25 protein-coding genes are annotated in these 20,740 nt (G+C 36.2%); 15 read left to right on the forward strand and 10 right to left on the reverse strand.

What is annotated here, in order from left to right; all coding sequences use genetic code 11:
• Nucleotides 1–155 precede the first annotated feature (155 nt).
• The 5 genes from ACLI50_RS20080 to ACLI50_RS20100 all read left to right on the forward strand — a co-directional run bounded on the left by ACLI50_RS20080 (nt 156) and on the right by ACLI50_RS20100 (nt 5,265).
• A complete protein-coding gene (locus ACLI50_RS20080; protein WP_411414500.1) occupies nt 156–1,085 on the forward strand; it encodes a 2-hydroxyacid dehydrogenase in 930 nt (309 codons plus the stop codon).
• Between the two features lie 92 nt (nt 1,086–1,177).
• Nucleotides 1,178–1,537: a hypothetical protein gene (locus ACLI50_RS20085; RefSeq protein WP_227942625.1), complete on the forward strand. Its 360-nt coding sequence runs from the start codon at nt 1,178–1,180 to the stop codon at nt 1,535–1,537.
• 177 nt (nt 1,538–1,714) lie between these two features.
• Nucleotides 1,715–2,977 carry a serine hydrolase domain-containing protein gene (locus tag ACLI50_RS20090; protein ID WP_343639417.1) on the forward strand — a complete coding sequence of 421 codons (1,263 nt, stop codon included), beginning with the start codon at nt 1,715–1,717 and terminating at the stop codon, nt 2,975–2,977.
• 25 nt (nt 2,978–3,002) lie between these two features.
• Nucleotides 3,003–4,802, forward strand: a complete 1,800-nt coding sequence (locus tag ACLI50_RS20095; RefSeq protein ID WP_411414501.1) for an Ig-like domain-containing domain — start codon at nt 3,003–3,005, stop codon at nt 4,800–4,802.
• 4 nt (nt 4,803–4,806) lie between these two features.
• Nucleotides 4,807–5,265, forward strand: a complete 459-nt coding sequence (locus ACLI50_RS20100) for a heme-binding domain-containing protein (RefSeq protein ID WP_202839934.1) — start codon at nt 4,807–4,809, stop codon at nt 5,263–5,265.
• Nucleotides 5,266–5,367: 102 nt separating this feature from the next.
• On the opposite strand, the gene ACLI50_RS20105 is transcribed toward ACLI50_RS20100, so the two are convergent.
• From ACLI50_RS20105 to ACLI50_RS20125, 5 genes are all read right to left on the reverse strand, one after another.
• On the reverse strand, nt 5,368–5,880 hold the full coding sequence (locus ACLI50_RS20105) for an NUDIX hydrolase (protein ID WP_202839932.1): 513 nt from the start codon (nt 5,878–5,880) through the stop codon (nt 5,368–5,370).
• Complete coding sequence (gene xerD, locus ACLI50_RS20110) at nt 5,877–6,791, reverse strand: site-specific tyrosine recombinase XerD (protein ID WP_110009878.1); 915 nt, start codon at nt 6,789–6,791, stop codon at nt 5,877–5,879. Before xerD ends, ACLI50_RS20105 begins: the two co-directional genes overlap by 4 nt.
• A gap of 6 nt (nt 6,792–6,797) precedes the next feature.
• Nucleotides 6,798–7,220: a deoxycytidylate deaminase gene (locus ACLI50_RS20115; protein WP_007844123.1), complete on the reverse strand. Its 423-nt coding sequence runs from the start codon at nt 7,218–7,220 to the stop codon at nt 6,798–6,800.
• Nucleotides 7,221–7,274: 54 nt separating this feature from the next.
• Nucleotides 7,275–8,042 carry an enoyl-CoA hydratase/isomerase family protein gene (locus ACLI50_RS20120; RefSeq protein WP_202839930.1) on the reverse strand — a complete coding sequence of 256 codons (768 nt, stop codon included), beginning with the start codon at nt 8,040–8,042 and terminating at the stop codon, nt 7,275–7,277.
• 105 nt (nt 8,043–8,147) lie between these two features.
• Entirely contained in the window at nt 8,148–9,635 is a 1,488-nt protein-coding gene (locus tag ACLI50_RS20125; protein WP_343639431.1) for a catalase, read from the reverse strand.
• A 131-nt stretch (nt 9,636–9,766) separates the two neighbouring features.
• Between ACLI50_RS20125 and ACLI50_RS20130 the strand changes: the two genes are divergently transcribed.
• The 10 genes from ACLI50_RS20130 to ACLI50_RS20175 all read left to right on the forward strand — a co-directional run bounded on the left by ACLI50_RS20130 (nt 9,767) and on the right by ACLI50_RS20175 (nt 17,573).
• Entirely contained in the window at nt 9,767–10,717 is a 951-nt protein-coding gene (locus ACLI50_RS20130) for a LysR substrate-binding domain-containing protein (protein ID WP_047428937.1), read from the forward strand.
• 235 nt (nt 10,718–10,952) lie between these two features.
• The gene (gene metK / locus ACLI50_RS20135) at nt 10,953–12,233 is read left to right on the forward strand and encodes a methionine adenosyltransferase (protein ID WP_411414502.1); all 1,281 of its coding nucleotides are present in this window, start codon (nt 10,953–10,955) and stop codon (nt 12,231–12,233) included.
• Between the two features lie 84 nt (nt 12,234–12,317).
• Nucleotides 12,318–12,809 (forward strand): hypothetical protein, encoded by a 492-nt coding sequence (locus ACLI50_RS20140; RefSeq protein WP_411414503.1) that lies wholly within the window; start codon nt 12,318–12,320, stop codon nt 12,807–12,809.
• A 193-nt stretch (nt 12,810–13,002) separates the two neighbouring features.
• Nucleotides 13,003–13,593, forward strand: coding sequence for an RNA polymerase sigma factor (locus tag ACLI50_RS20145; protein WP_110009874.1), 591 nt, complete (start codon nt 13,003–13,005; stop codon nt 13,591–13,593).
• 47 nt (nt 13,594–13,640) lie between these two features.
• Nucleotides 13,641–13,775 (forward strand): hypothetical protein, encoded by a 135-nt coding sequence (locus tag ACLI50_RS20150; protein ID WP_262510398.1) that lies wholly within the window; start codon nt 13,641–13,643, stop codon nt 13,773–13,775.
• Nucleotides 13,776–13,795: 20 nt separating this feature from the next.
• On the forward strand, nt 13,796–14,491 hold the full coding sequence (locus tag ACLI50_RS20155; RefSeq protein ID WP_411414504.1) for a YjjG family noncanonical pyrimidine nucleotidase: 696 nt from the start codon (nt 13,796–13,798) through the stop codon (nt 14,489–14,491).
• 227 nt (nt 14,492–14,718) lie between these two features.
• Nucleotides 14,719–15,168, forward strand: a complete 450-nt coding sequence (locus ACLI50_RS20160) for a PepSY-like domain-containing protein (protein ID WP_330744214.1) — start codon at nt 14,719–14,721, stop codon at nt 15,166–15,168.
• 36 nt (nt 15,169–15,204) lie between these two features.
• Nucleotides 15,205–15,411 carry a hypothetical protein gene (locus ACLI50_RS20165; protein ID WP_330744212.1) on the forward strand — a complete coding sequence of 69 codons (207 nt, stop codon included), beginning with the start codon at nt 15,205–15,207 and terminating at the stop codon, nt 15,409–15,411.
• 204 nt (nt 15,412–15,615) lie between these two features.
• Nucleotides 15,616–16,287 carry a response regulator transcription factor gene (locus ACLI50_RS20170; protein WP_110009870.1) on the forward strand — a complete coding sequence of 224 codons (672 nt, stop codon included), beginning with the start codon at nt 15,616–15,618 and terminating at the stop codon, nt 16,285–16,287.
• The gene (locus ACLI50_RS20175) at nt 16,287–17,573 is read left to right on the forward strand and encodes a sensor histidine kinase (protein WP_411414505.1); all 1,287 of its coding nucleotides are present in this window, start codon (nt 16,287–16,289) and stop codon (nt 17,571–17,573) included. The genes ACLI50_RS20170 and ACLI50_RS20175 overlap by 1 nt, the downstream gene beginning before the upstream one ends.
• 64 nt (nt 17,574–17,637) lie before the next feature.
• On the opposite strand, the gene trpS is transcribed toward ACLI50_RS20175, so the two are convergent.
• From trpS to ACLI50_RS20200, 5 genes are all read right to left on the reverse strand, one after another.
• On the reverse strand, nt 17,638–18,606 hold the full coding sequence (trpS, locus tag ACLI50_RS20180) for a tryptophan--tRNA ligase (RefSeq protein WP_343639444.1): 969 nt from the start codon (nt 18,604–18,606) through the stop codon (nt 17,638–17,640).
• Between the two features lie 326 nt (nt 18,607–18,932).
• On the reverse strand, nt 18,933–19,577 hold the full coding sequence (locus tag ACLI50_RS20185) for a SanA/YdcF family protein (protein ID WP_411414506.1): 645 nt from the start codon (nt 19,575–19,577) through the stop codon (nt 18,933–18,935).
• A gap of 15 nt (nt 19,578–19,592) precedes the next feature.
• Entirely contained in the window at nt 19,593–20,234 is a 642-nt protein-coding gene (locus ACLI50_RS20190) for a lipoprotein signal peptidase (RefSeq protein WP_110009867.1), read from the reverse strand.
• Nucleotides 20,234–20,428, reverse strand: coding sequence for a DUF2683 family protein (locus ACLI50_RS20195; RefSeq protein ID WP_110009866.1), 195 nt, complete (start codon nt 20,426–20,428; stop codon nt 20,234–20,236). The genes ACLI50_RS20190 and ACLI50_RS20195 overlap by 1 nt, the downstream gene beginning before the upstream one ends.
• A gap of 18 nt (nt 20,429–20,446) precedes the next feature.
• On the reverse strand, nt 20,447–20,692 hold the full coding sequence (locus tag ACLI50_RS20200) for a DUF6576 domain-containing protein (RefSeq protein ID WP_395971889.1): 246 nt from the start codon (nt 20,690–20,692) through the stop codon (nt 20,447–20,449).
• Between the last annotated feature and the right edge of the window lie 48 nt (nt 20,693–20,740).

A 20,740-nucleotide genomic window follows, 5' to 3' on the forward strand; every position in this document is an offset into this window, starting at 1 on the left:
ACTTTATCAATAAAAATGCTTTTAAACTTTGCTGAGTGCTAACGCCTTTGCGAGCTTAAAAGCATTTGTTTTTTCAGAAATTTGCGAACTTTGCGGTAGAATAAAATTGTAATCATTTAGGAATCTGTTCCTATCTCTAAAATCATTAATAAAAAATGAAAATACTTCTTTTAGATAAAAACCATCCTCTCATCACTGAACAGCTTTTGGCTAAGAATTTTATCCTGGAAGAGGATTTTACATCGTCTTATGATGAGGTTTGCAATAAAATTGAGAACTACGACGGAATTATCATCAGAAGCCGTATTCCATTAGACCGGAATTTTCTGGAGAAAGGGAAGAATCTGAAGTTCATTGCAAGAGTAGGGGCCGGAATGGAAAATATTGATATTCCTATTGCAGAAAAACTGGGAATTCAATTGATCAATTCTCCTGAAGGAAACAGAGATTCCGTGGCAGAACACGTTGTGGGAATGCTTCTGGTGATCTTGAACAGACTCTTTATTGCTTCCCAGGAAGTGAAAAACGGGATCTGGAAACGTGAAGAAAACAGAGGAGATGAGCTGTTGGGAAAAACTGTCGGGCTTATCGGATATGGAAATATGGGAAAAGCTACTGCAAAAAGACTTTCAGGGTTCGGATGTAGGGTGATTTTCCATGATATTCTTCCTGATCTTTCAGATGAATATGCAACACAGGTTTCACTGGAAGAACTGAAACAGTCTGCAGAGGTCGTAAGCCTGCATATTCCTTTAACTTCAGAAACCCGCTATCTTATTGACGAAACTTTCATTGCAGAGATGAAAAACGATTTTTATTTTGTCAATACGGCAAGAGGAAAAAACGTGGAAACTAAAAGTTTAGTAGAAGGATTGAAGTCCGGAAAAGTAAAAGGTGCATGTCTTGATGTACTGGAATATGAAAAGTCTTCTTTCGAGAACATTGAATCAGAAAATGAAGATCTGAAATATCTTCTTGAATCGGAGAAAGCCATTGTCACACCCCACATTGCCGGATGGACCCATCAAAGTAAAGAAAAACTGGCTCAGTTTATTGTAGATAAGATTGTAGCTTCACATTGTTAAGCAATTGAAAAAAATATAATACAAAAAGCGGATTTACAAAAAGTGAATCCGTCTTTTTTTATTAATTTCGAGTTATTAACTTTTATATAATCATGATCTGGACTCCAATATCCATTGAAGAAATTTTTGAAAAGATTTATTCAACAGAAAAAGATTTAAATGGCCATCTTTTAAATTTTTGGGATTTAATCAAAATAAACCCTGAAAAATGGTACGAAGAAGAGTACGGACAGGAAGGAGGTGGTTTCTGGGTCGTAGGATTGATAGGTAGAAGAGTAATTTACTACAATGACATTGAAGAAGGATTTAATATTTCAGAGTATTCGGTATATGGAACAATTGATGAGTATTATTGTAACCAGGATGATTTGGATATTACAATTTTAAATCTGTATAGTCTTATTACTTTTAGCGGAAGAATAATAGGGCAAGCAGGTCCTCCCATTGGATAAGCTTTAGATTGTGAGGAAGAGAATTTATTTCCTCAGCTTTTTACTTATTTACTTTTCCGATTTTGTCATTTCGCATTTTTAATTCTCTATTCATTTATGTTAAATAATTCATAATATCCACCTCTTGTTTATTATTTATTTTGAGTTTTATTAAATTGCCGCTCATTTTTGAATCTCATGACGACGCGTAATTTTGTACTTATCCTAACTGTTCTTTTATCTATATTTTCCTGTAAAAAAAAGGCTGAAGCTAAAGAAGTTTCTGCTGAAAATGCAACCAATCTGCCCAACTATGGAAATGTAGATCTGGGTGATATTTTTACAAAAGGTGACGGACAGCTTCTGAACAGGCAGACTACCGTAAGCTATATAGACCAGTATTATAAAAAAATATGGGAAGGAGGAGATCTTAGCGGCGGAATTCTTGTTGCCAAAGGAGATGAAATCCTTTACGAAAATTACAGAGGTTTCGGAAGAGAAGGAAACCAGATGCCGATCGACAAAAATACACCACTGCATGTCGCTTCAGTTTCAAAAACTTTAACGGCAATGGCAATGATGAAGCTGATAGAGGCCGGAAAAATAAAATTAACTGATCATCTTACTCAGTTTTTTCCGGGGTTTCCATACCCGAATGTTACCGTTCAGACTTTGCTGGATCAAAGAAGCGGTCTTCCGAAATACGAATATTTTATCACCAAAATACAACCTGCTCCGGCAGAACTGTCAAAACCTTTCATTACCAATGAAGATGTTTTGAATATGATTATCAAGTATAAACCAGATCTGGCAAGAGATACGGATACAGGATTCATGTATTGCAATACGAATTTTGCTTTATTGGCTTTATTAATTGAGAAAGTGACTAAAACTCCTTTCCCTCAGGCGATGAAAGAAATGGTTTTCACACCATTGAAAATGAATAACACGTACATCTTCCAGGAAAAAGATATCCCTACAGCTTCGCAGTCTTTCTATTATGGAGGAAATAAGTTGTATCCTTTAGACAGACTTGATCTGATTTACGGAGATAAAAATGTGTACACGACACCAAGAGATTTATACAACTTCTCAAAAGCAATGTTTTCGAAAAATTTCCTGAAACCGGAACTGATGCAGATGGTATTCACTCCTTACAGCAATGAAAAAGCAGGAATGAATAATTATGGATTAGGATTCAGAATGAAAATATTCGATAATGGCGAGAAGCTGACCTATCACAACGGATGGTGGCATGGCACCAACTCGGTATTTGCCCATCTTTTAAAATCTAAGGTTACCATTGTAGCTATTGGAAATAAATATTCAAACAAAGTATATACAGCACTTGCATTGTCTGGTTTATTCGAAGATTTCCCTTTGCAGAAGGAAAAGCTGCATACCGTTATGCACGACAATAAAGATACTTTGAATTCCGGACAGGAAGTTTTTGGAGAATAATGTTTACTTTTGCCTAAACATTTTCATGAAAAGGTTTCTTTTATTACTCATTATCTGTTTTCTTGTACATTCATGTGCAAGAGTAGGATCTCCTGTCGGAGGGCCTAAAGATACTCTGGCACCCAAGTTTTTAAGCTCAAACATTGATACAACAAGAATCAATGTCAAAAGAGATATTCGTGAACTCCGTCTGGATTTTGATGAATATGTGACATTGAAGGATATCAATAAAAACCTGATTATTTCACCTCCTATTAAAGGAATAACGAGAATACTTCCATCGAATATTGCCAACAAATTTGTTCTGATTCAGTGGACAGATACCCTTCAGGCCAATACCACCTATAATTTCAATTTTGGAAATTCAATTGTTGATAATAACGAATCTAATATACTAAGGTATTTCAATTTTGCTTTTTCCACAGGAGACAAATTGGATGATTTGTATATAAGTGGTGAAGTAAAGGATGCCCTCGATACTAAAAAGAAAACCGGAACTACAACAGAAAATAAGCTAGTGGTAGGATTGTATCAGGTAAAAGATACCATGGATTACAAGAAAAAGCCTTACTATATCACTAAGGTAGATGAAGATGGATATTACGAATTAAATTATCTGACTCCCGGAAAATACAAAATTATTGCTTTTGAAGATGAGAACGGAAATTCAATGTATGATCCTGGAAAAGAAAAAGTTGGATTCCAGAAAGATCCGGTGAATGTTGAGAAATCCATTTCAGGATTAAACTTAAAGGTATACCCTTCCAAAAAACCGGTGAAGTATGTAGAAATGAAAGAGATAGCCGGAGGAGTTCTGATGACCTTTGAAGGAAATCCTGATGAAGTAAAAGTACAGTCGCTGAACGAGAAATTAAAGGATGTCAAGATAACACACAATCCGAAATCAGACTCGGTGAGAATCTGGTTTGATGCTGTAAAGGATAATGTGGGGCAGGAAGCAAATGAAAAGCTGATCTTCACCCATAATAAAGGTCCGAAAAAAGACAGTGCCTACAGTGTTTCTTTATTTTACAGATATAATAAGAAGAATGCTATGGATGTCTTTAGTGATAACGACGGAACCTCTATCGCTCCAAAGGCAGATTTAAAAATTGCATCAAACTATATTGTTGATAAAATTGATCCTTCAAAATGGACTTTAAGAGCCAAAGGAGACAGTTTAACAACTTTACCGTTCACTGCTAAAATCTCGGAAACAAATCCTTACCAGATTCATGTTCAATCCGACTTTGTGATGGGCAAAAGCTATGAACTTACAGTTCCTAAGGAAACCGTATCTTCATTTTATGCCAAAAACACCCAATCAAAGCGTTTTGACTTTGATGTCGCCAAAGTAGATCAGTTTGGAAGTGTTGAGTTCTCTGTTTCCAATGCGCCGGAAGCAAATTATTGGATTCAGTTAATGGATTCTGACAAGGTAGCTTATCAGAAATATACTAAAGGAGATAAGGTAAAGTTTGATATACTCAGACCTGGAGAATATATTGTAAGGATTCTGGTGGATAATAACGGAAACAAATATTGGGACGAAGCAGATTTCGCGAATGATATTTTTGCTGAAGATGCTTATATTTTCTATAAAAAAGTTATTGTCAGAGCCTTATGGGAAACAAGAGAGGATTGGGATCTGAAAGATACCAGAACACTTGATAGTCCGAAATCACCAAGTGTAACAACGCCAGCTCCGGCACCTGCCACTCCATCTCCGTCAGAAACTCCGGTGTCTGCAGAACCTGCAGCAACGAAGCAAGTGCAGAAAAAAGAATTTAAATCCGGCAATGCTGTTTTAACTCCAGCTAAGTAAGCAGATGAAGACGGCTAAGAAAATAGTATTCTGGACATTGGTGGCGTTTGCCCTGATTCAGTTTTTCCCTGTTGACAGGGTGAATAAACCCGTTGATTCTGCGGTTAACTTTGTTGATTCAAGGAAATCACCGGAAAAAGTAAGAGCGTTGCTTAAAAACGCCTGTTATGACTGCCATTCCAATGAAACGGTTTATCCGAAATATGCTTTTATCGCACCCATTTCATGGTCTGTAAAAAGCCATGTGAATGAAGGCAGGGAACACCTTAATTTTTCTACCTGGGGAACTTATAATAAGGATTTGAAGGAGAATATGCTGACTAAGTCTATTCAGACCATTCAGAATAAAACAATGCCGATGCCCGGTTATATTGTTTATCATAAAGAAGCCAATCTTTCAGAAGCTGAAAGAGCATTGCTGATTCAGTATTTTGAAGAAATGCTGAAGACTAAAACCTATTAGTTTCCACCATAAAAAAACTCCCGCAGATTTTACAAACAAGCATATTGTTTAAACAATAATCTGCCTGATCTGTAAAATCTACGGGAGAATATTTTACAAAAATTATTTCTTTATATAGCTCTCGAAAAATCTCTTCTGAGAATCGAAAGCGATATCTTCAAGATCCAGATCCTGTAAAGGAATCCAGACTGCTTCTGAGATTTCAGAGAGTTCAAGACTTACCTCAAATTTTTCCGGAACATTGTATTCATAAAAGAGATCGATTGTATTATAGTCAATTTCCTTATATTGATAAATGTTGGGAAGGCTGGTAATGTATTTCAGGTTAGAAATATTGATATCAAGCTGAAGTTCTTCAAAAAGTTCTCTTTTACAGGTTTCCTCTGCACTTTCTTTTGGATCAACAAATCCTCCGGCCAGGTCAAGTTTTCCTTTTTTAGGATCTCTGTTTCTTCTGGTAAGATAAATTTGGTCTCCACATCTGATGACAACTGCTACAGCACCTGCCACATTATTATACAAAGTAAAACCACATTCCGGGCAGCTCCATTTCTTTTCACCATCCCAGTGTAAGGACTCTTTGCCGCAGCTTGGGCAATATTTCAATAGTTTCATTGAGCAATATTAATATTTCTCGGGTGATAACTCAAAATAACATCCCTTAATTCTTCTGTTTTCAGGTGCGTGTAGATCTCCGTTGTTGTAATACTGGAATGTCCCAGCATTTCCTGAATATAACGTAAATCTGCTCCATTCTGTAATAAATGGGTTGCAAATGAGTGTCTGAATGTGTGTGGAGATATTTTTTTGTTAACCCCTGCTTTATCTGTAAGTTCTTTAATAATAAGAAATACAATTACCCTGGACATGGAAGTCCCGCGGCTGTTTAAAAACAGAGTATCTTCATATTTCTTATTGATTTTACCTTTAGAACGAACCTCTTTGATATAACTTTCAAGCAGATCAGCCGTATAATCAGCTAAAGGAACAAAACGGGTTTTGTTTCCTTTTCCGTGTACCTTGATATATTGCTCTTTGAAGTTGATATTGGATATCTTCAGATCGATCAGTTCGGAAACACGAAGTCCGCATCCATATAGTACCTCTATGATGCATTGGTTTCTTTTTCCAAGATCTGTATTGACCTCAATAGCAGCAATAATTTTGTTGATATCAGGCAGGCTTAAAGTATCAGGTAGATATAATCCCAGTTTAGGGCCTTCAAGTAACGCCGCAGGATTGTCTTCACGATATTCATCCTCCAGCAGAAATTTGAAGAAAGCTTTGATGGAAGATATCCATCTTGCCTGTGATCTCTCACTGAATTTCTGTTTGGAAAGATTGAAAATGTATTCCTGCAGGTTTTCGTAACCGATGGAGTCTGGACCGACGTTTTCCAGATCCTCTTCTGCGTAATCTTTTAATTTTTTAATGTCCCGAACATAGGCGTCGAGCGTGTTTTCTGAAAAATTTCTTTCGAAACGAAGAAATATTTCAAAATCTTTGATCTTTTCATCCCAAGTCATTTGTGCTTATTTTTTTAGTTCACAGTCCGATATTTGTTCTATTTCAATGTTATGGTTTCTCAGGAACGATATTCCATCGTCATCCGAATACTCATTAATATACACCAGTCTCGTAATCCCCGCCTGCAGAATCAGCTTGCTGCATTCTTTGCAGGGAGACAGCGTTAAATATAACGTTGCTCCTTTTGCAGATTGGGTAGAGGCCGCCAGCTTTAATATAGCGTTGGCTTCCGCATGCAATACGTACCAGTGTGTTTTCCCGTCTTCATCTTCACAGCAGTTTTCGAATCCCGAAGGAGTCCCGTTGTAACCATCTGAAATAATCATCCTATCTTTTACGATAAGAGCTCCCACCTGTTTTCTCTTACAGTAGGAGAGTTTTGCCCATTCCTGAGCCATTTTTAGATAAGCTTTATCAAACTTATTCATACCGCAGCATTGTTTTTTTTCGAAATAATTTGGATTAAAATCTTTTAGAAAGATTTAGAAGTTAGGTTTTCTCTTCTCTAGAAACGCAGTAACTCCTTCTTTCTTATCTTCCATTTCAAAAAGTTCTCCGAAATATTTAATTTCAGTTTCAAAACCTTTCTCCGTATCAGATAAATTCACGGCGTTTATAGCCTTCGATATTGCCATTGGTGAATTGTAGGCAATCGTGTTTGCTAATTCTCTCGTTTTGGTTAATAATTCTTCAATAGGGTAAACTTCGTTCACCAGTCCGATCTCTTTTGCTTTTTGAGCAGGGATCATTTTGGCAGAGAAGATCATTTCGTTGGCAATACCTTTTCCTACAAGCTTGGGAAGCCTCTGAGTTCCTCCATATCCCGGAATCAATCCAAGTGTTACTTCAGGAAGTCCTAATCTGGCGTTTTCCGATGCATATCTGATGTGGCATGCCATAGCAAGCTCCAAACCTCCTCCTAATGCAAAACCGTTTACGGCTGCAATGACAGGTTTAGACATGTTTTCAATTTTGTTGAACAATGTATTTTGTCCGTTTCTTGCAAGTTCTTCAGCTTTTTCCTGTCCGAATTCACTGAATTCCTTGATATCAGCGCCTGCTACAAAAGATTTTTCTCCACTTCCGGTAAGGATAATGACTCTGCATGAAGTGTCAGTGTTAAGCTCATCCAGTGCAGTGCTGATTTCCTGAATTGTTTTTGCATTTAAAGCATTTAAACTCTCAGGTCTGTTTATGGTAATGATAGATAATTTATCTTCTTTTTTTAATAATATGTTCTCGTAACTCATTTTTCCACTTTAAAATATCATCCTTTGCAAATTATGAATTTTTTACAAAAAAAAGGAAAAAATATTATTTTTTTTTCCTTTTTTTTAATTTATCATTCAATATGATTATTTGGAATGATTCATCATATTTGCATCAATATTGACATTTAGTTGAGAAGCCACTTTCATGCCAAGCTCAATGTTGGCGCGGAAAAAGTGACATAACTGCCGGTTGATAATCTCATCTCTTTTCGGCCCTGTGATACCACTCATGCTGCCTACAATATTTTTGATCAAATGATCTCTGTCCTCAGCATTCATTGCTTTTGAATACAAAAGCCCCGGTTGGGTATAGTGATCACTGTCATTGTCATTTCTGTTGTAGCTGGCAACATGGGCACTGTCCAGCTCGTATTCGTAGTTTTTATATGATGAATCCGGCTTGATGTCATCAAAACTGTTCGGGTGATAATTCGGTTTATCCTGATAGTGGCTTGAATCTGCCATAAAACCGTCTCTTTGGTAATTGTTGACAGCAAAAGGACATCTGTTCACTTCCAGCTGATGAGCGTTAACTCCCACTCTGTAACGGTGAGCATCAGGATAGGAGAATAATCTTCCCTGCAGCATTTTGTCTGGTGAGAAGCTAATTCCGTTAATTAAGCTGCTAGGTGAAAAAGTAGACTGTTCCACATGGGCGAAATAATTAACAGGTATTTCGTTAAGCTCCATTTCGCCTACTTCAATCAGAGGGAAATCATCGTGGAACCATACTTTGGTTACATCAAACGGATTCCATCTGAAATCTTTTGCCTGTTCTTCTGTCATTACCTGAATGTACATCGTCCATTTAGGGAAATCCCCGTTTTCAATAGCATTGCAAAGATCTTCCTGAGCAAAATCAGGGTTTTCTCCGGCCATTTTTACAGCTTCTTCATCTGTGAAATTTTTGACACCCTGTTTTGTTTTAAAATGAAATTTCACCCACACCCTTTCATTTTTATCATTGATCATGGAAAACGTATGAGATCCGAAACCATGCATATGTCTGTAACCATATGGAGTTCCTCTGTCTGACATTAAGATCAGAACCTGATGAAGCGATTCCGGATTTAAGCTCCAGAAATCCCACATCATTGTGGCGCTTTTTAAATTGGTTTTCGGAACTCTTTTCTGAGTATGAATAAAATCCGGGAATTTTTTTGCATCCTTAATAAAGAATACCGGTGTATTGTTTCCTACAAGATCCCAGTTCCCGTCTTCAGTATAAAATTTTAAGGCGAAACCTCTTGGATCCCTTGCGGTGTCTGCACTTCCTTTTTCACCTCCCACCGTGGAAAATCTTGCGAACATTCTGCACGAGTTTCCTACTTTTGAAAACAGTTTTGCTTTCGTGTACTGGCTGATATCATGCGTTACGGTGAAAGTTCCGTACGCTCCGCTTCCTTTGGCATGCACAATCCTTTCAGGAATTCTTTCCCTAACGAAATGCGCAAGATTCTCCTGAAGAATAAAGTCCTGCAGCAATACCGGGCCTCTTGGTCCTACCGTCTGTGAATCCTGATGTTCAAAATAAGGTGCGCCGTTACTTAAGGTTAATTTTTTAGAATCCATATAATTGATGATTTGAATAATTGTTTCTTTTTCCTAAATCCAGTGTAAAGGTAATGAATATCAAATTTACTTGAATTTTTAATTGCTAATAGCAAAAACGTTATATCTTTGTAATAGATAATATTAATCAAATGAACATTCAGCAACTGGAGTATCTTATCGCTGTAGATAAGTATAAACATTTTGGTAAGGCCGCTCAGGCGTGTTTTATTACCCAACCTACGTTAAGTGCCATGATACAGAAATTTGAGGATGAACTGGATGTAAAGGTTTTCGACAGAACTACCCACCCGATCCGTACCACGGATGTAGGTCTTCAGATTATTGATCAGGCAAAGGTAATTATCGAGTCTGTCAATGAGCTGAAAAACAAAGCCAACCTTTTGAACAATATTTTAGGAGGTACCATCAATCTGGGAATCATTCCTACCGTTTCTTCTTTCATCCTGCCAACGGAAATTTTCAAATTCCTTGAAGATAATCCGAAAATTCAGATGAATGTAAAAGAAATGACAACTGATAATATTATTAAAGCTCTGAAAGCAGGAGAACTGGATGCGGGAATTATCTCTACTCCTTACGATACGGCTGATGAGTTTTATCAGGATTTCCTGTTCAACGAGGAGCTCATGATTTACAGCTCCAATACAGAGGCTAATAAAAAGAATTCTTACATCATTCCGGAAGATCTGAATGTGGAGAAAGTATGGCTGCTTGAAGAAGGAAACTGCCTGAGAAATCAGTTTGAAAATATCTGCCACCTGAAAGAAAATACCCTGAAGCCTAAAAATTTGGATTTCCTGGCTTCCAATATCCAGACTCTGGTACACATGGTTGATAAAGTAGGAGGAATAAGTATTCTTCCGGAACTGGCATTGAGCCAGCTTTCAGAAGAGCAGAAGAAAAATGTCTTCAGATTCAAAAAGCCTTTCCCTTACAGAGAAATCAGTATTATTTATTATAAGCCTACATTTAAGCAAAAGATTATTGATGAATTGTCACATTCTATCAAAACTTCTTTAGAGCTTAAGCTGAATTACCACGAAAGTCCGAAAGAATTTGTAAGCATTAAGCCTCAGTAATCGAAATGCTTTAAAGTGATAGAAATCATCAATTTAAATAAAATTGTAATTAGTAAACAAAATTTTTGAGTATTAGGAAAATAGTACTTAAATTTGCTGACGTTTATTACGAGGAAAAATTTGACCTGATTGCAACCTCTATAAAAAAATGCTAAAACAGTATTCTTTTTTCTGGGCAATTTCATTCATATTTTTCGCAAACACTATTTTAAATCTTTAAAAACAAAAGAATTATATGTCTTATTTATTTACATCTGAATCAGTTTCAGAAGGACATCCGGATAAAATTGCCGACCAAATTTCCGATGCATTAATCGACCATTTCTTAGCATATGATAAAGATTCAAAAGTAGCATGTGAAACTCTTGTAACTACCGGACAGGTGGTATTGGCAGGAGAAGTAAAATCAGATGCTTACCTTGATGTACAGACTATTGCCAGAGAAGTAATCAACGGTATCGGATATACAAAAGGAGAATATATGTTCAATGGAGACTCGTGTGGAGTTATTTCTGCAATCCATGAACAGTCGCCAGATATCAACCAGGGTGTTGACAGAGCCGTAAATGATGAGTCTTTTGAAGCTAAAGCAAATGCACAGGGCGCCGGAGACCAGGGAATGATGTTCGGGTATGCCACTAATGAAACGGCTAATTATATGCCGCTTGCACTGGATCTTGCCCACACGATCCTTAGAGAACTTTCTGCTATCAGAAGAGAAAATAAGGAGATCACTTATCTTCGTCCGGATGCAAAAAGCCAGGTAACGATTGAGTATTCTGATGATCATAAGCCTATCAGAATTGATTCTATTGTAGTTTCTACTCAGCACGATGATTTTGGTACGGAAGAAGAAATGTTGAACAAGATTCGTGAGGATATTAAAAATATTCTGGTTCCAAGAGTTGTTGCACAGCAAACTGAAGAAATCAAAGCTTTATTCAACGATCAGATCAAATATCACATCAATCCTACAGGGAAATTTGTAATCGGAGGACCTCACGGAGATACCGGCCTTACAGGGAGAAAAATCATCGTAGATACTTACGGTGGTAAAGGAGCTCACGGTGGTGGTGCTTTCTCTGGAAAAGATCCTTCTAAAGTAGACAGAAGTGCTGCGTATGCAACAAGGCATATTGCTAAAAACCTGGTGGCGGCAGGAGTAGCGGATGAAGTTCTGGTACAGGTTTCTTATGCCATTGGAGTAGCTGAGCCTTGTGGTTTATATATCAATACTTACGGAACTGCAAAAGTGGACCTTCATGATGGGGAAATCGCGAAAAAAGTTTCTGCTATTTTCGATTTAAGACCTTATGCTATTGAGCAGAACTTAAAATTAAGGAACCCTATTTATCAGGAAACAGCTTCTTACGGGCACATGGGTAAAGAGCATTATGTAGCTGATAAAACTTTTAATAAAGGTCATAAGAATGAGATTACGTTAAAAGATCTTGAGTTCTTTACCTGGGAGAAACTTGACAAAGTAGAGGAAATTAAAGCCGCTTTTGGAATTTAATTTCTCTTTAAAGAATAATAATGAACTGCTTTATCTTTGGATAAGGCAGTTTTTTTTAATTTTACACCTTAATAATATAGAAAGATGATGAATTTTAGAACTGTAGTTGCCGCCCTGTCTCTGTTTTTGCTAAGTACATTAGTAAAAGCTCAATATACCATGCATAAAATGATCAGTGTCGGGTATACTTACCAGAATCAAAGTTTTGGTGAAGTAGGAGGGAAATTACTTTTTCTTAAAAATGATGATGTAATTTACAGATTGGGAGGTTCTGCCATGATGGGATCTGTGGATTCCAAATTTGCTATTATGCCGAAACTGCAGGCAGATGTACTTCTTAATTTTGAAAAGAATGTAGACTTCTATCACTCTTATTATTTTTTAGCAGGCGTTGAAGGAACCAATAAATACATTGCTCCTAAAATAGGAGTTACCTTATTCGGGATGCTGGATCTCACCGGAGGATATGCTTTTCCTGTTGGAGATACCCGTCTGAACGGAAAAGAGATGAAAGGGCTTAATATTAATTTTACATTAAATATTCCTACCGTATTCATTCATGATATGTTTAAATGATTTTTTTTAGATTTTTCTCTATAAAATTTAATAATAGGTTAACAGTTATTAAAAAATTATTATATTTACATCATAATAATTTGTACCGCCTATAGAAGAGACTCTACTCTAGAACTGTTTTGTTTATACAGCAAAGGCCAGAAGAAATATCTGGAGGAATACCTGTCTGCAAATATTTATATTGAGAAGAGTTATGAAATCAAAATCGGATAGTTTACTAATTTCCCTTTACCAGAAAGGTGATGAGGCGGCCTTGTCAACCCTCATACACCGACATCAGAGAGAGCTTTTTACATTCATTTTTTACAAAATTAATGATGAAGATTTGGCCAATGATATCTTTCAGGATACATTCATGAAAATCATTGTGATGCTAAAAGAAGGACGCTATAATGAAGAAGGTAAATTTATTCTTTGGGCGAAAAGAATTTCTCACAATTTAATCATCGATCATTTCAGATCAAAAGCAAAGAATATCAAAGTTTCGGAAACTACTTTTGAAACTGATGAATATTCTATTTTTGATTTAATCAGAGAACCGTCAGAAAATATTGAAGATCAGCTGGTAACCAATCAGATTCAGGAGGATCTTCTGAGGATGCTGCAGTTTTTGCCGCAAAATCAACAGGAAGTAATCAAACTGAGGTTTTTCGATGGTTTAAGCTTCAAAGAAATTGCAGATCATACAGAGATGAGTATTAATACAACTTTAGGAAGAGTACGATATGCATTGATCAACCTGAGAAAAATCATGGACGAAAATAATATAATATTAACGAGATAAATAATATTTCAGAAAATTTCACGTTTTAAAGAAAACATACTTCGCCTATGAAAAAAAATGATTCTTTAAAAGTGAAAACTTTGAAACCTAAGAAACAAACAATTGATTTTTTGCTGAATTTTTCTAAAAGCCTTGAGATTGTGAAAAGCAAGAGCAAAAATTATCCTATTACAAAAAATTAAAATTATTAACTTTGTGCTGTATGAAAATGCAGCACGTTTTTTTTGACCTGGATAATACACTCTGGGATCATCGCAGAAATGCCTATCTCACCATCAAAGATCTTTTTGAAAAACAGGAAATTACTTTAAAGTATCATATTAACTTTGAAGAGTTTCATTCTGTGTATCACGACATCAACGAAGAGTTGTGGGAAAAGATCAGGGACGGGATTATTGGCAAAGAGTATCTGAGAGAACACCGTTTTTATGATTCATTCAAACATTTCGGAATAGATAATAAAGAGCTTGCCCTTTATTTTGAAGAACATTTCCTGGATAATATTGTGAGCCATAACGAACTGGTAGAAGGAGCAGAGGATGTTCTGGAATATTTGAAAGCTAAAAACTATACATTACACATTATTTCCAATGGGTTTCAGGAAGTGACGGAAAGAAAATGTACGCTTTCCGGAATCGCTCCTTATTTTACAACAATTACCAGTGCAGATGCCGTGGGAGTGAGAAAGCCTAATCCATGGATTTTTGAATACTCGCTGGGACTTTCTGAAGCCAGAAAAGAAGAAAGTATCCTGATTGGTGACGACTGGATTGCAGATGCCATGGGAGCAACAGACTTCGGAATGGATGCTATTTTCTTTGATGTCTATAAAGAAGATAAACAGAAGGAAGGTTTAAAAGCCATTACCCATCTTCAGCAGATTAAGGAATACTTATAAAAAATGAAAGACATTAAAGTCTATACTGTAAAAGCCATTAAGATCATCTTAGTGGTTTTTTTTTTGCTTTTTAAATATTTTCTAAAAATTAATGCAGACATCTGTAATCATCTGTGGTCAAATTTAAACTTTACCGTATTTATTTTTTACCGAAATCATTTTCCCAATTCTTTCCCAAATTGATTAGGAAATTTGCTCCATAATACTAACAGAAAAAATTAAATCGTATGAAAAATGTAAAGAAAATCACCGGAGTATTAATGATTGTTTTTTTATTAATCGGAGGCTTAGTTTCCGCACAAGACAGAGCAATCACAGCAAACCAGTTACCCAAAACAGCTAAAAACTTTCTTGCAATTCATTTTAAAGGCATCCCTGTAAACTCTGCAATAGAAGACAGAGAAATTTATGGAGTAGATGAATACAAAGTATATCTGACTAATGGAATGAAAATGGAGTTCGACAGCAGCGGAAACTGGAAAGAAGTGGATGGTAAACACCAGAAAATCCCATATGGTTTCATCCCTGCATCGATCAGAAATTACAGCACAAAGAATTTTCCCAATACCTACATCATCAAGATCGAAAAGAAAAGATGGTCTTATAAGGCAGAACTTTCCAATGGACTGGAGCTTGAATTCGACCGAAACGGGAATTTTAAAAAAATCGATGATTAACATTTAACCGAATACAAACACTCAATATTAATTACTATGGTCAACTGGAATGTAATAAACAGCAACGGAAGAAAGATTTCTTCTGCTCAGATTAGAAAGAATATGGTTTCATTTATGACAAGGAATCATCCTTGCAGCATCATTGACTCTATTGAAAAAAAATACAGTGCCTATAAAATTCATTTAATGAATGGTCTGTGTCTTGTTTTTGATGCAGACGGCCGGCATGTGAAATCAAATTAGATGATTCATGAAAAAGAACCTGAAGGAAGGAGGCAGAGAGAATTTCCATTTTGTAGATTTCTTATCGGTAATTTACCATATCACCCTTATATTGATGATATTATCGTAGACTTTCAGATGTGTATCTCTATCTAAGGCTTCCTCCTTATAATTTCCTATATTTGATATAAGTAAACCATGCAGCAGAGCATATAGATCCGGAATATGAAGATTTTAATAGTAGAAGATGAACCCGAACTGAAAGATACCGTACAGAAATTTCTGGAGGCAGAACACTTCATTGTAGAGTATGCAGAAAATTACAGTGGCGGACTGGAGAAAATTATTTCTTACGAATACGACTGTATTTTACTGGATATCATGCTGCCTGATGGAAACGGAATCGATCTGCTGAAAGAGATCAAAAAAATGCACAAGAAAGATCCTGTGATCATCCTTTCTGCCAAAGACTCAGTAGATGATAAGGTGGCCGGGCTGGAAATAGGAGCGGATGACTATCTTGCAAAACCTTTCCACCTTGCGGAGCTCATGGCCAGAATCAGGTCTGTGATCAGAAGGAAAAATCAGGATGGAGAAAATATCATCCGCTACAAAAATATCAGCATTGACCCGGAGAACAGAACGGTGAAAGTAGGTGATGAAGAGCTTGTTCTTAACCGTAAAGAATATGACCTTTTGTATTATTTTGTTATTCATCCGGAGAAGACCTTACAGAAAACAACACTGGCGGAAGCCATCTGGGGAGATTATATCGATCAGGCAGACAGTCTGGATTTCATTTATTCCCAGATTAAAAATCTTCGTAAAAAGCTGAAAACCCTACATGCAGAGGCCGATTTCCAGGCGGTGTACGGAATAGGATATAAATTGATCTGATGAAAACTTCATTAAAATATTACACGATAAAGTACCTGATCATGATCCTGCTGCTGATTATAGCAGTGTGGGCAGGTCTTTTTTATGCCTACATTCTGGATGAAGTACACGATAATGTAGATGATGGCTTAAGAGATAGAAAAATACAGATTATTAAAGCTGTTTATCTTAATCCTCAGCTTTTGAAGAATAATGAATTTGGATTCAATGAATTTAAAATCAATCCGATCAAAGCCGGAGATTATCAGAATAAAAGCAGGTTGTACAATAAGATGTATTATATGGAATATGATGATAAAGATCAGCCTTACAGGGTTCTGGAAGCCGACTTTATTGATCAGTTCAAAGGGCATCAGCGGCTTGTTATCAGGACTTCAACGGTAGAAGAAGACGAATTGATATACGATCTCACAACAGCCTTAATAGTACTTTACATTCTTTTGGTGATAAGTATCGTAGCTGTTAACGGATATCTTCTTAATAAGGCGATGAGACCGTTCTATCAGATATTGGATAAACTTAAAAAATATCAGTTTGGAATTCCTTTTTCCCAGGAAAAACAGAGCTATAAGATCACCGAGTTTGAAGAATTAAATGTAGAAATCAATGAAATGATTGAACGTAATGAACTGGTTTTCTATCAGCAGAAACAGTTTATTGAAAACGCTTCCCATGAACTTCAGACCCCTTTGGCTATCGTGATCAATAAAATTGATCTTATGATTCAGAATGATGATTTAGATAAAAAGAATCTCAATTTTCTTACTGAAGTGAAAAACGACCTGAGAAGAATGGTTGGACTTAATAAATCCTTACTCATGCTTTCCAGGATTGAAAACAGCCAGTTTAATAAAACTTCAGACGTTGATTTTAACAGAAGGATCACCCAGCTTGTTCAGAATTATGAAGACTTTATTGCCTTCAAAAAAGTAGAGGTCAGCATTATTGAGAAAGGAAAATTTGTTGCTGATTTTAATCAGGATCTGGCAGATATTCTTTTATCCAACCTTCTTAAAAATGCAGTTAAATATAACCATCAGGAAGGAATTTTAAACATTATCGTAGAAAATAACCGGATAACATTTCAAAACAGCGGAAGTGCTGAACCTTTAGATAAATCCAGAATCTTTAACCGTTTCTATAAACAGGGTTCAGATCATACTTCTACAGGATTAGGGCTGTCTATCATCAAAACCATTATTAAACAATATCCAGGCTGGGATATTAATTATGAATATGGAGATCAGATGCATTACTTTATTCTGACAAAGAATAATGTCCATTAATAATACTTTATATCAATAGAAAAAGCCTTTCAAACGAAAGGCTTTCTTATGTTTAAAACTCAGATTAAAATCCTAAGCTTGTTCTTACTCTTTTCAGCGTTTCCAGCGCTATAGGTCTGGTTTTCTCTGCTCCCTGTTGAAGTTTTGCTTCGAGCTCATCGAGATTGTTCATATAATAAGTGAACGTTTCTCTTTCCTTCTCAAAACGTACCAGAATAAGATCCAGAAGTTCTTTCTTAGCATGTCCGTATCCGAAGTTTCCGGCAAGATATTTTGCTCTTAATTCTTCAGTCTGTTCAGGCGTAGCAATCAGCTGATAAATCTGGAATGTTTTGTCCGTATCAGGATCCTTAGGTTCTTCTAAAGACTTAGAATCTGATTCAATGCTCATCACCTGTTTTTTCAGCTCCTTTTCAGGTAAGAAAATGTTGATGATATTTCCTCTTGATTTTGACATTTTCTGTCCGTCTGTCCCGGGAACATATTTAGTGTCCTCCTGAAGTTCAGATTGTGGAAGAACAAGAATTTCACCCATCTGGTTGTTGAATCTTGAAGCTACATCTCTTGCAAATTCCAGGTGCTGAAGCTGATCTTTTCCTACAGGTACAATTTCAGCATCATACAATAAAATATCTGCAGCCATCAGAATAGGGTAAGTAAACAAACCTGCATTTACATCCTGAAGCCTGTCTGCTTTATCCTTAAATGAATGAGCTAATGTTAATCTTTGATAAGGAAAAAAACATGATAAATGCCAAGAAAGTTCACAGGTTTCAGCGATATCACTTTGTCTGTAGAAATATGTTTTTTCAGTATCTAATCCACAAGCAAGCCAAGCCGCAGCAATCTCGTAGGTATTTTGTCTTAAAGTCTGCGCATCTTTTATCTGGGTAAGTGTGTGAAGATTCGCAATAAATAAAAATGATTCATTTCCTTCCTGCTTGGATAGTTCGATAGCAGGAATAATGGCCCCTAATAAATTTCCAAGATGAGGTGTTCCGGTGGCTTGAATGCCGGTAAGAATTCTTGACATTTGTTTACAATTTATATTAAAAATTAATGAACAGCAAATTTACGAGGTTTGCCGGGAATAATGAAAGATAAAAGATAAAAGATAAAAGATAAAAGATAAAAGATAAAAGATAAAAGATAAAAGATAAAAGATAAAAGATAAAAGATAAAAGATAAAAGATCTTGTCATTTAAAATTCAATAGGGGGGATAACTCTGAGCGGAGCCGAAGAAAGCCCAGCCATCTTAAAATACAATATCCATTGGCTTTGCCAAGATCTACCAATCCGGATAATCTATCTATCTTTCCCCAATCATCTGAAAGCTCTTCGCAATCCGTGGAAAAATATTAAGGAATAACAATTTTTTCCCCTCCAAATTTCGGTTCTACTCCAAAAAGAAGATCCCAATAGGCTTTAGCTTTTGCCAGATACTCTCTCAAATTGGTTTTTAAGCCCGCATACTTATTCACATCCTCTGCGTTATATCCAAAGGCATCCATTCCATTTTTTCTGGCCAGAAAAACAGCTCTTTCATTATGGAATTTCTGGGAGATAATGACCAGTTTCGTTTGACCGAAAATGTCTTTTGCTCTTATTACAGAATCCAGTGTTCTGAATCCGGCATGGTCTAAAATAATTTTATCATGATGAACTCCTTGCTGCATCAATGCCAGCTGCATATCTTCGGGCTCATTATAATCTTTGGTGCTATTGTCACCACTAACGATGATGTATTGTATTTTTCCGCTTTTGTATAAATCGGCAGCAGCCTTAATTCTGTTGTAGAAATAAGCATTTGGGGTTCCGTTGTTCAGAAGTTTTCCGGTTCCCAGTAATAAGCCGGTTTTTGATTCCGGTACATCAGCAATATTGTTGGAAAAAAATGGTGCACTGTCTTTTTTGATACTGTAATTTGCCCAGGCAACAAAAATAATTCCTGCAACCATAAGAAGCAGGAAAAATTTAATAATATTTTTGATTATTTTATTCATCTGAAAATAGATCTTTTAAAATTCCAAACCGTTTGGAAAAGCTTTTTTTCTGAATATTAATAAGAACGCAGCCCCTACCGTAATAGCAGAATCGGCAACATTGAAAATATATTTGAAGAACTCAATATGTTTTCCTCCGATCAAAGGCCAGCTGTCAGGAACGTACCAGTCTACTACAGGAAAATGAAGCATATCCACCACACATCCTTTCATAAAGGTGGAATATCCGTGCCCGAAAGGAACGATTTTAGAAATGCCGCCATAGCCAATCCATCGGTCAGTGCTGGCATCATAAACAGTTCCGCTGTCGAAGATCATTCCGTAGAACATTCCATCAATAAGATTTCCGATAGCTCCTGCAAAAATAATCGCCATTGGAACTAAAAGATAATTGGATGCTCCTTCTTTCAGCCATTTTCTGAACATATAGATCATCCCTCCGATCAGGAATACTCTTAAGATAACCAGAAAATATTTTCCGATAATTCCTCCGAAATGAAATCCGTACGCCATTCCAGGATTTTCAACAAAAGTTTTGTTAAAGAAACCATTGATGACAGGAATACTCTCATTCAGTTCAAAATGAGTTTTGATATAAATTTTTGAAGCTTGGTCAATGAACAACACTAAAAATGTTATTGCTAAGATCTTTTTCATTACTGTCCTTTAGGTTTTGAAGGCTTTGATGCCGGCTTTACATTTTTATTATCGCTTGCTTTCCTGACTACTTTCTGTCCATTGAATGAGCTCTTAACATGAGCTTTTTCAAATTTAATCCCCATTTCCTTCAGAACACTTTTCAGTGCACTCAGCTCCATAGAATTTTTAGGATGTACTATGATAGATTCCATTTCTTATACTTATTTTTTTTACATTTTGGACAATTCATCCAGCCTTTTTCTGTCTTTCTCAGACAAATCATTCACTCCGTTTTTGCCCATCTTACTCAAAAGTCTGTCGATTTCTTTCTCCCGTTCGCGTTTATCAGAATTGAACCGGTCATCAATAGTGTAATTCTTCTGCTGATCAGGGAAGAATCTGTTTTTAATCCATTCTCTGTTGAAAAATATGACAACTACGGCGATGATCACTCCCAAAATTAATAATTCGTTCATGGGTATACATTAAAAATTAGGTTTATAAAGTATCCGTAAATACGTTAT

The organism is Chryseobacterium cupriresistens, assembly GCF_046614675.1.
GTDB lineage: Bacteria > Bacteroidota > Bacteroidia > Flavobacteriales > Weeksellaceae > Chryseobacterium > Chryseobacterium cupriresistens.

Bases quoted from the DNA above. Each gene is read 5' to 3' on its own strand.
- ACLI50_RS20085 (WP_227942625.1), top strand. From the start codon at position 1,178: ATGATCTGGACTCCAATATCCATTGAAGAAATTTTTGAAAAGATTTAT.
- ACLI50_RS20200 (WP_395971889.1), bottom strand. From the start codon at position 20,692: ATGAACGAATTATTAATTTTGGGAGTGATCATCGCCGTAGTTGTCATA.
- ACLI50_RS20170 (WP_110009870.1), top strand. From the start codon at position 15,616: ATGAAGATTTTAATAGTAGAAGATGAACCCGAACTGAAAGATACCGTA.
- ACLI50_RS20130 (WP_047428937.1), top strand. From the start codon at position 9,767: ATGAACATTCAGCAACTGGAGTATCTTATCGCTGTAGATAAGTATAAA.
- trpS (WP_343639444.1), bottom strand. From the start codon at position 18,606: ATGTCAAGAATTCTTACCGGCATTCAAGCCACCGGAACACCTCATCTT.
- ACLI50_RS20095 (WP_411414501.1), top strand. From the start codon at position 3,003: ATGAAAAGGTTTCTTTTATTACTCATTATCTGTTTTCTTGTACATTCA.
- ACLI50_RS20125 (WP_343639431.1), bottom strand. From the start codon at position 9,635: ATGGATTCTAAAAAATTAACCTTAAGTAACGGCGCACCTTATTTTGAA.
- ACLI50_RS20160 (WP_330744214.1), top strand. From the start codon at position 14,719: ATGAAAAATGTAAAGAAAATCACCGGAGTATTAATGATTGTTTTTTTA.
- ACLI50_RS20080 (WP_411414500.1), top strand. From the start codon at position 156: ATGAAAATACTTCTTTTAGATAAAAACCATCCTCTCATCACTGAACAG.
- xerD (WP_110009878.1), bottom strand. From the start codon at position 6,791: ATGACTTGGGATGAAAAGATCAAAGATTTTGAAATATTTCTTCGTTTC.
- ACLI50_RS20115 (WP_007844123.1), bottom strand. From the start codon at position 7,220: ATGAATAAGTTTGATAAAGCTTATCTAAAAATGGCTCAGGAATGGGCA.
- ACLI50_RS20090 (WP_343639417.1), top strand. From the start codon at position 1,715: ATGACGACGCGTAATTTTGTACTTATCCTAACTGTTCTTTTATCTATA.
- ACLI50_RS20100 (WP_202839934.1), top strand. From the start codon at position 4,807: ATGAAGACGGCTAAGAAAATAGTATTCTGGACATTGGTGGCGTTTGCC.
- ACLI50_RS20195 (WP_110009866.1), bottom strand. From the start codon at position 20,428: ATGGAATCTATCATAGTACATCCTAAAAATTCTATGGAGCTGAGTGCA.
- ACLI50_RS20140 (WP_411414503.1), top strand. From the start codon at position 12,318: ATGATGAATTTTAGAACTGTAGTTGCCGCCCTGTCTCTGTTTTTGCTA.
- ACLI50_RS20185 (WP_411414506.1), bottom strand. From the start codon at position 19,577: ATGAATAAAATAATCAAAAATATTATTAAATTTTTCCTGCTTCTTATG.
- ACLI50_RS20120 (WP_202839930.1), bottom strand. From the start codon at position 8,042: ATGAGTTACGAGAACATATTATTAAAAAAAGAAGATAAATTATCTATC.
- ACLI50_RS20105 (WP_202839932.1), bottom strand. From the start codon at position 5,880: ATGAAACTATTGAAATATTGCCCAAGCTGCGGCAAAGAGTCCTTACAC.
- ACLI50_RS20175 (WP_411414505.1), top strand. From the start codon at position 16,287: ATGAAAACTTCATTAAAATATTACACGATAAAGTACCTGATCATGATC.
- ACLI50_RS20165 (WP_330744212.1), top strand. From the start codon at position 15,205: ATGGTCAACTGGAATGTAATAAACAGCAACGGAAGAAAGATTTCTTCT.
- ACLI50_RS20190 (WP_110009867.1), bottom strand. From the start codon at position 20,234: ATGAAAAAGATCTTAGCAATAACATTTTTAGTGTTGTTCATTGACCAA.
- ACLI50_RS20150 (WP_262510398.1), top strand. From the start codon at position 13,641: ATGAAAAAAAATGATTCTTTAAAAGTGAAAACTTTGAAACCTAAGAAA.
- ACLI50_RS20145 (WP_110009874.1), top strand. From the start codon at position 13,003: ATGAAATCAAAATCGGATAGTTTACTAATTTCCCTTTACCAGAAAGGT.
- metK (WP_411414502.1), top strand. From the start codon at position 10,953: ATGTCTTATTTATTTACATCTGAATCAGTTTCAGAAGGACATCCGGAT.
- ACLI50_RS20155 (WP_411414504.1), top strand. From the start codon at position 13,796: ATGAAAATGCAGCACGTTTTTTTTGACCTGGATAATACACTCTGGGAT.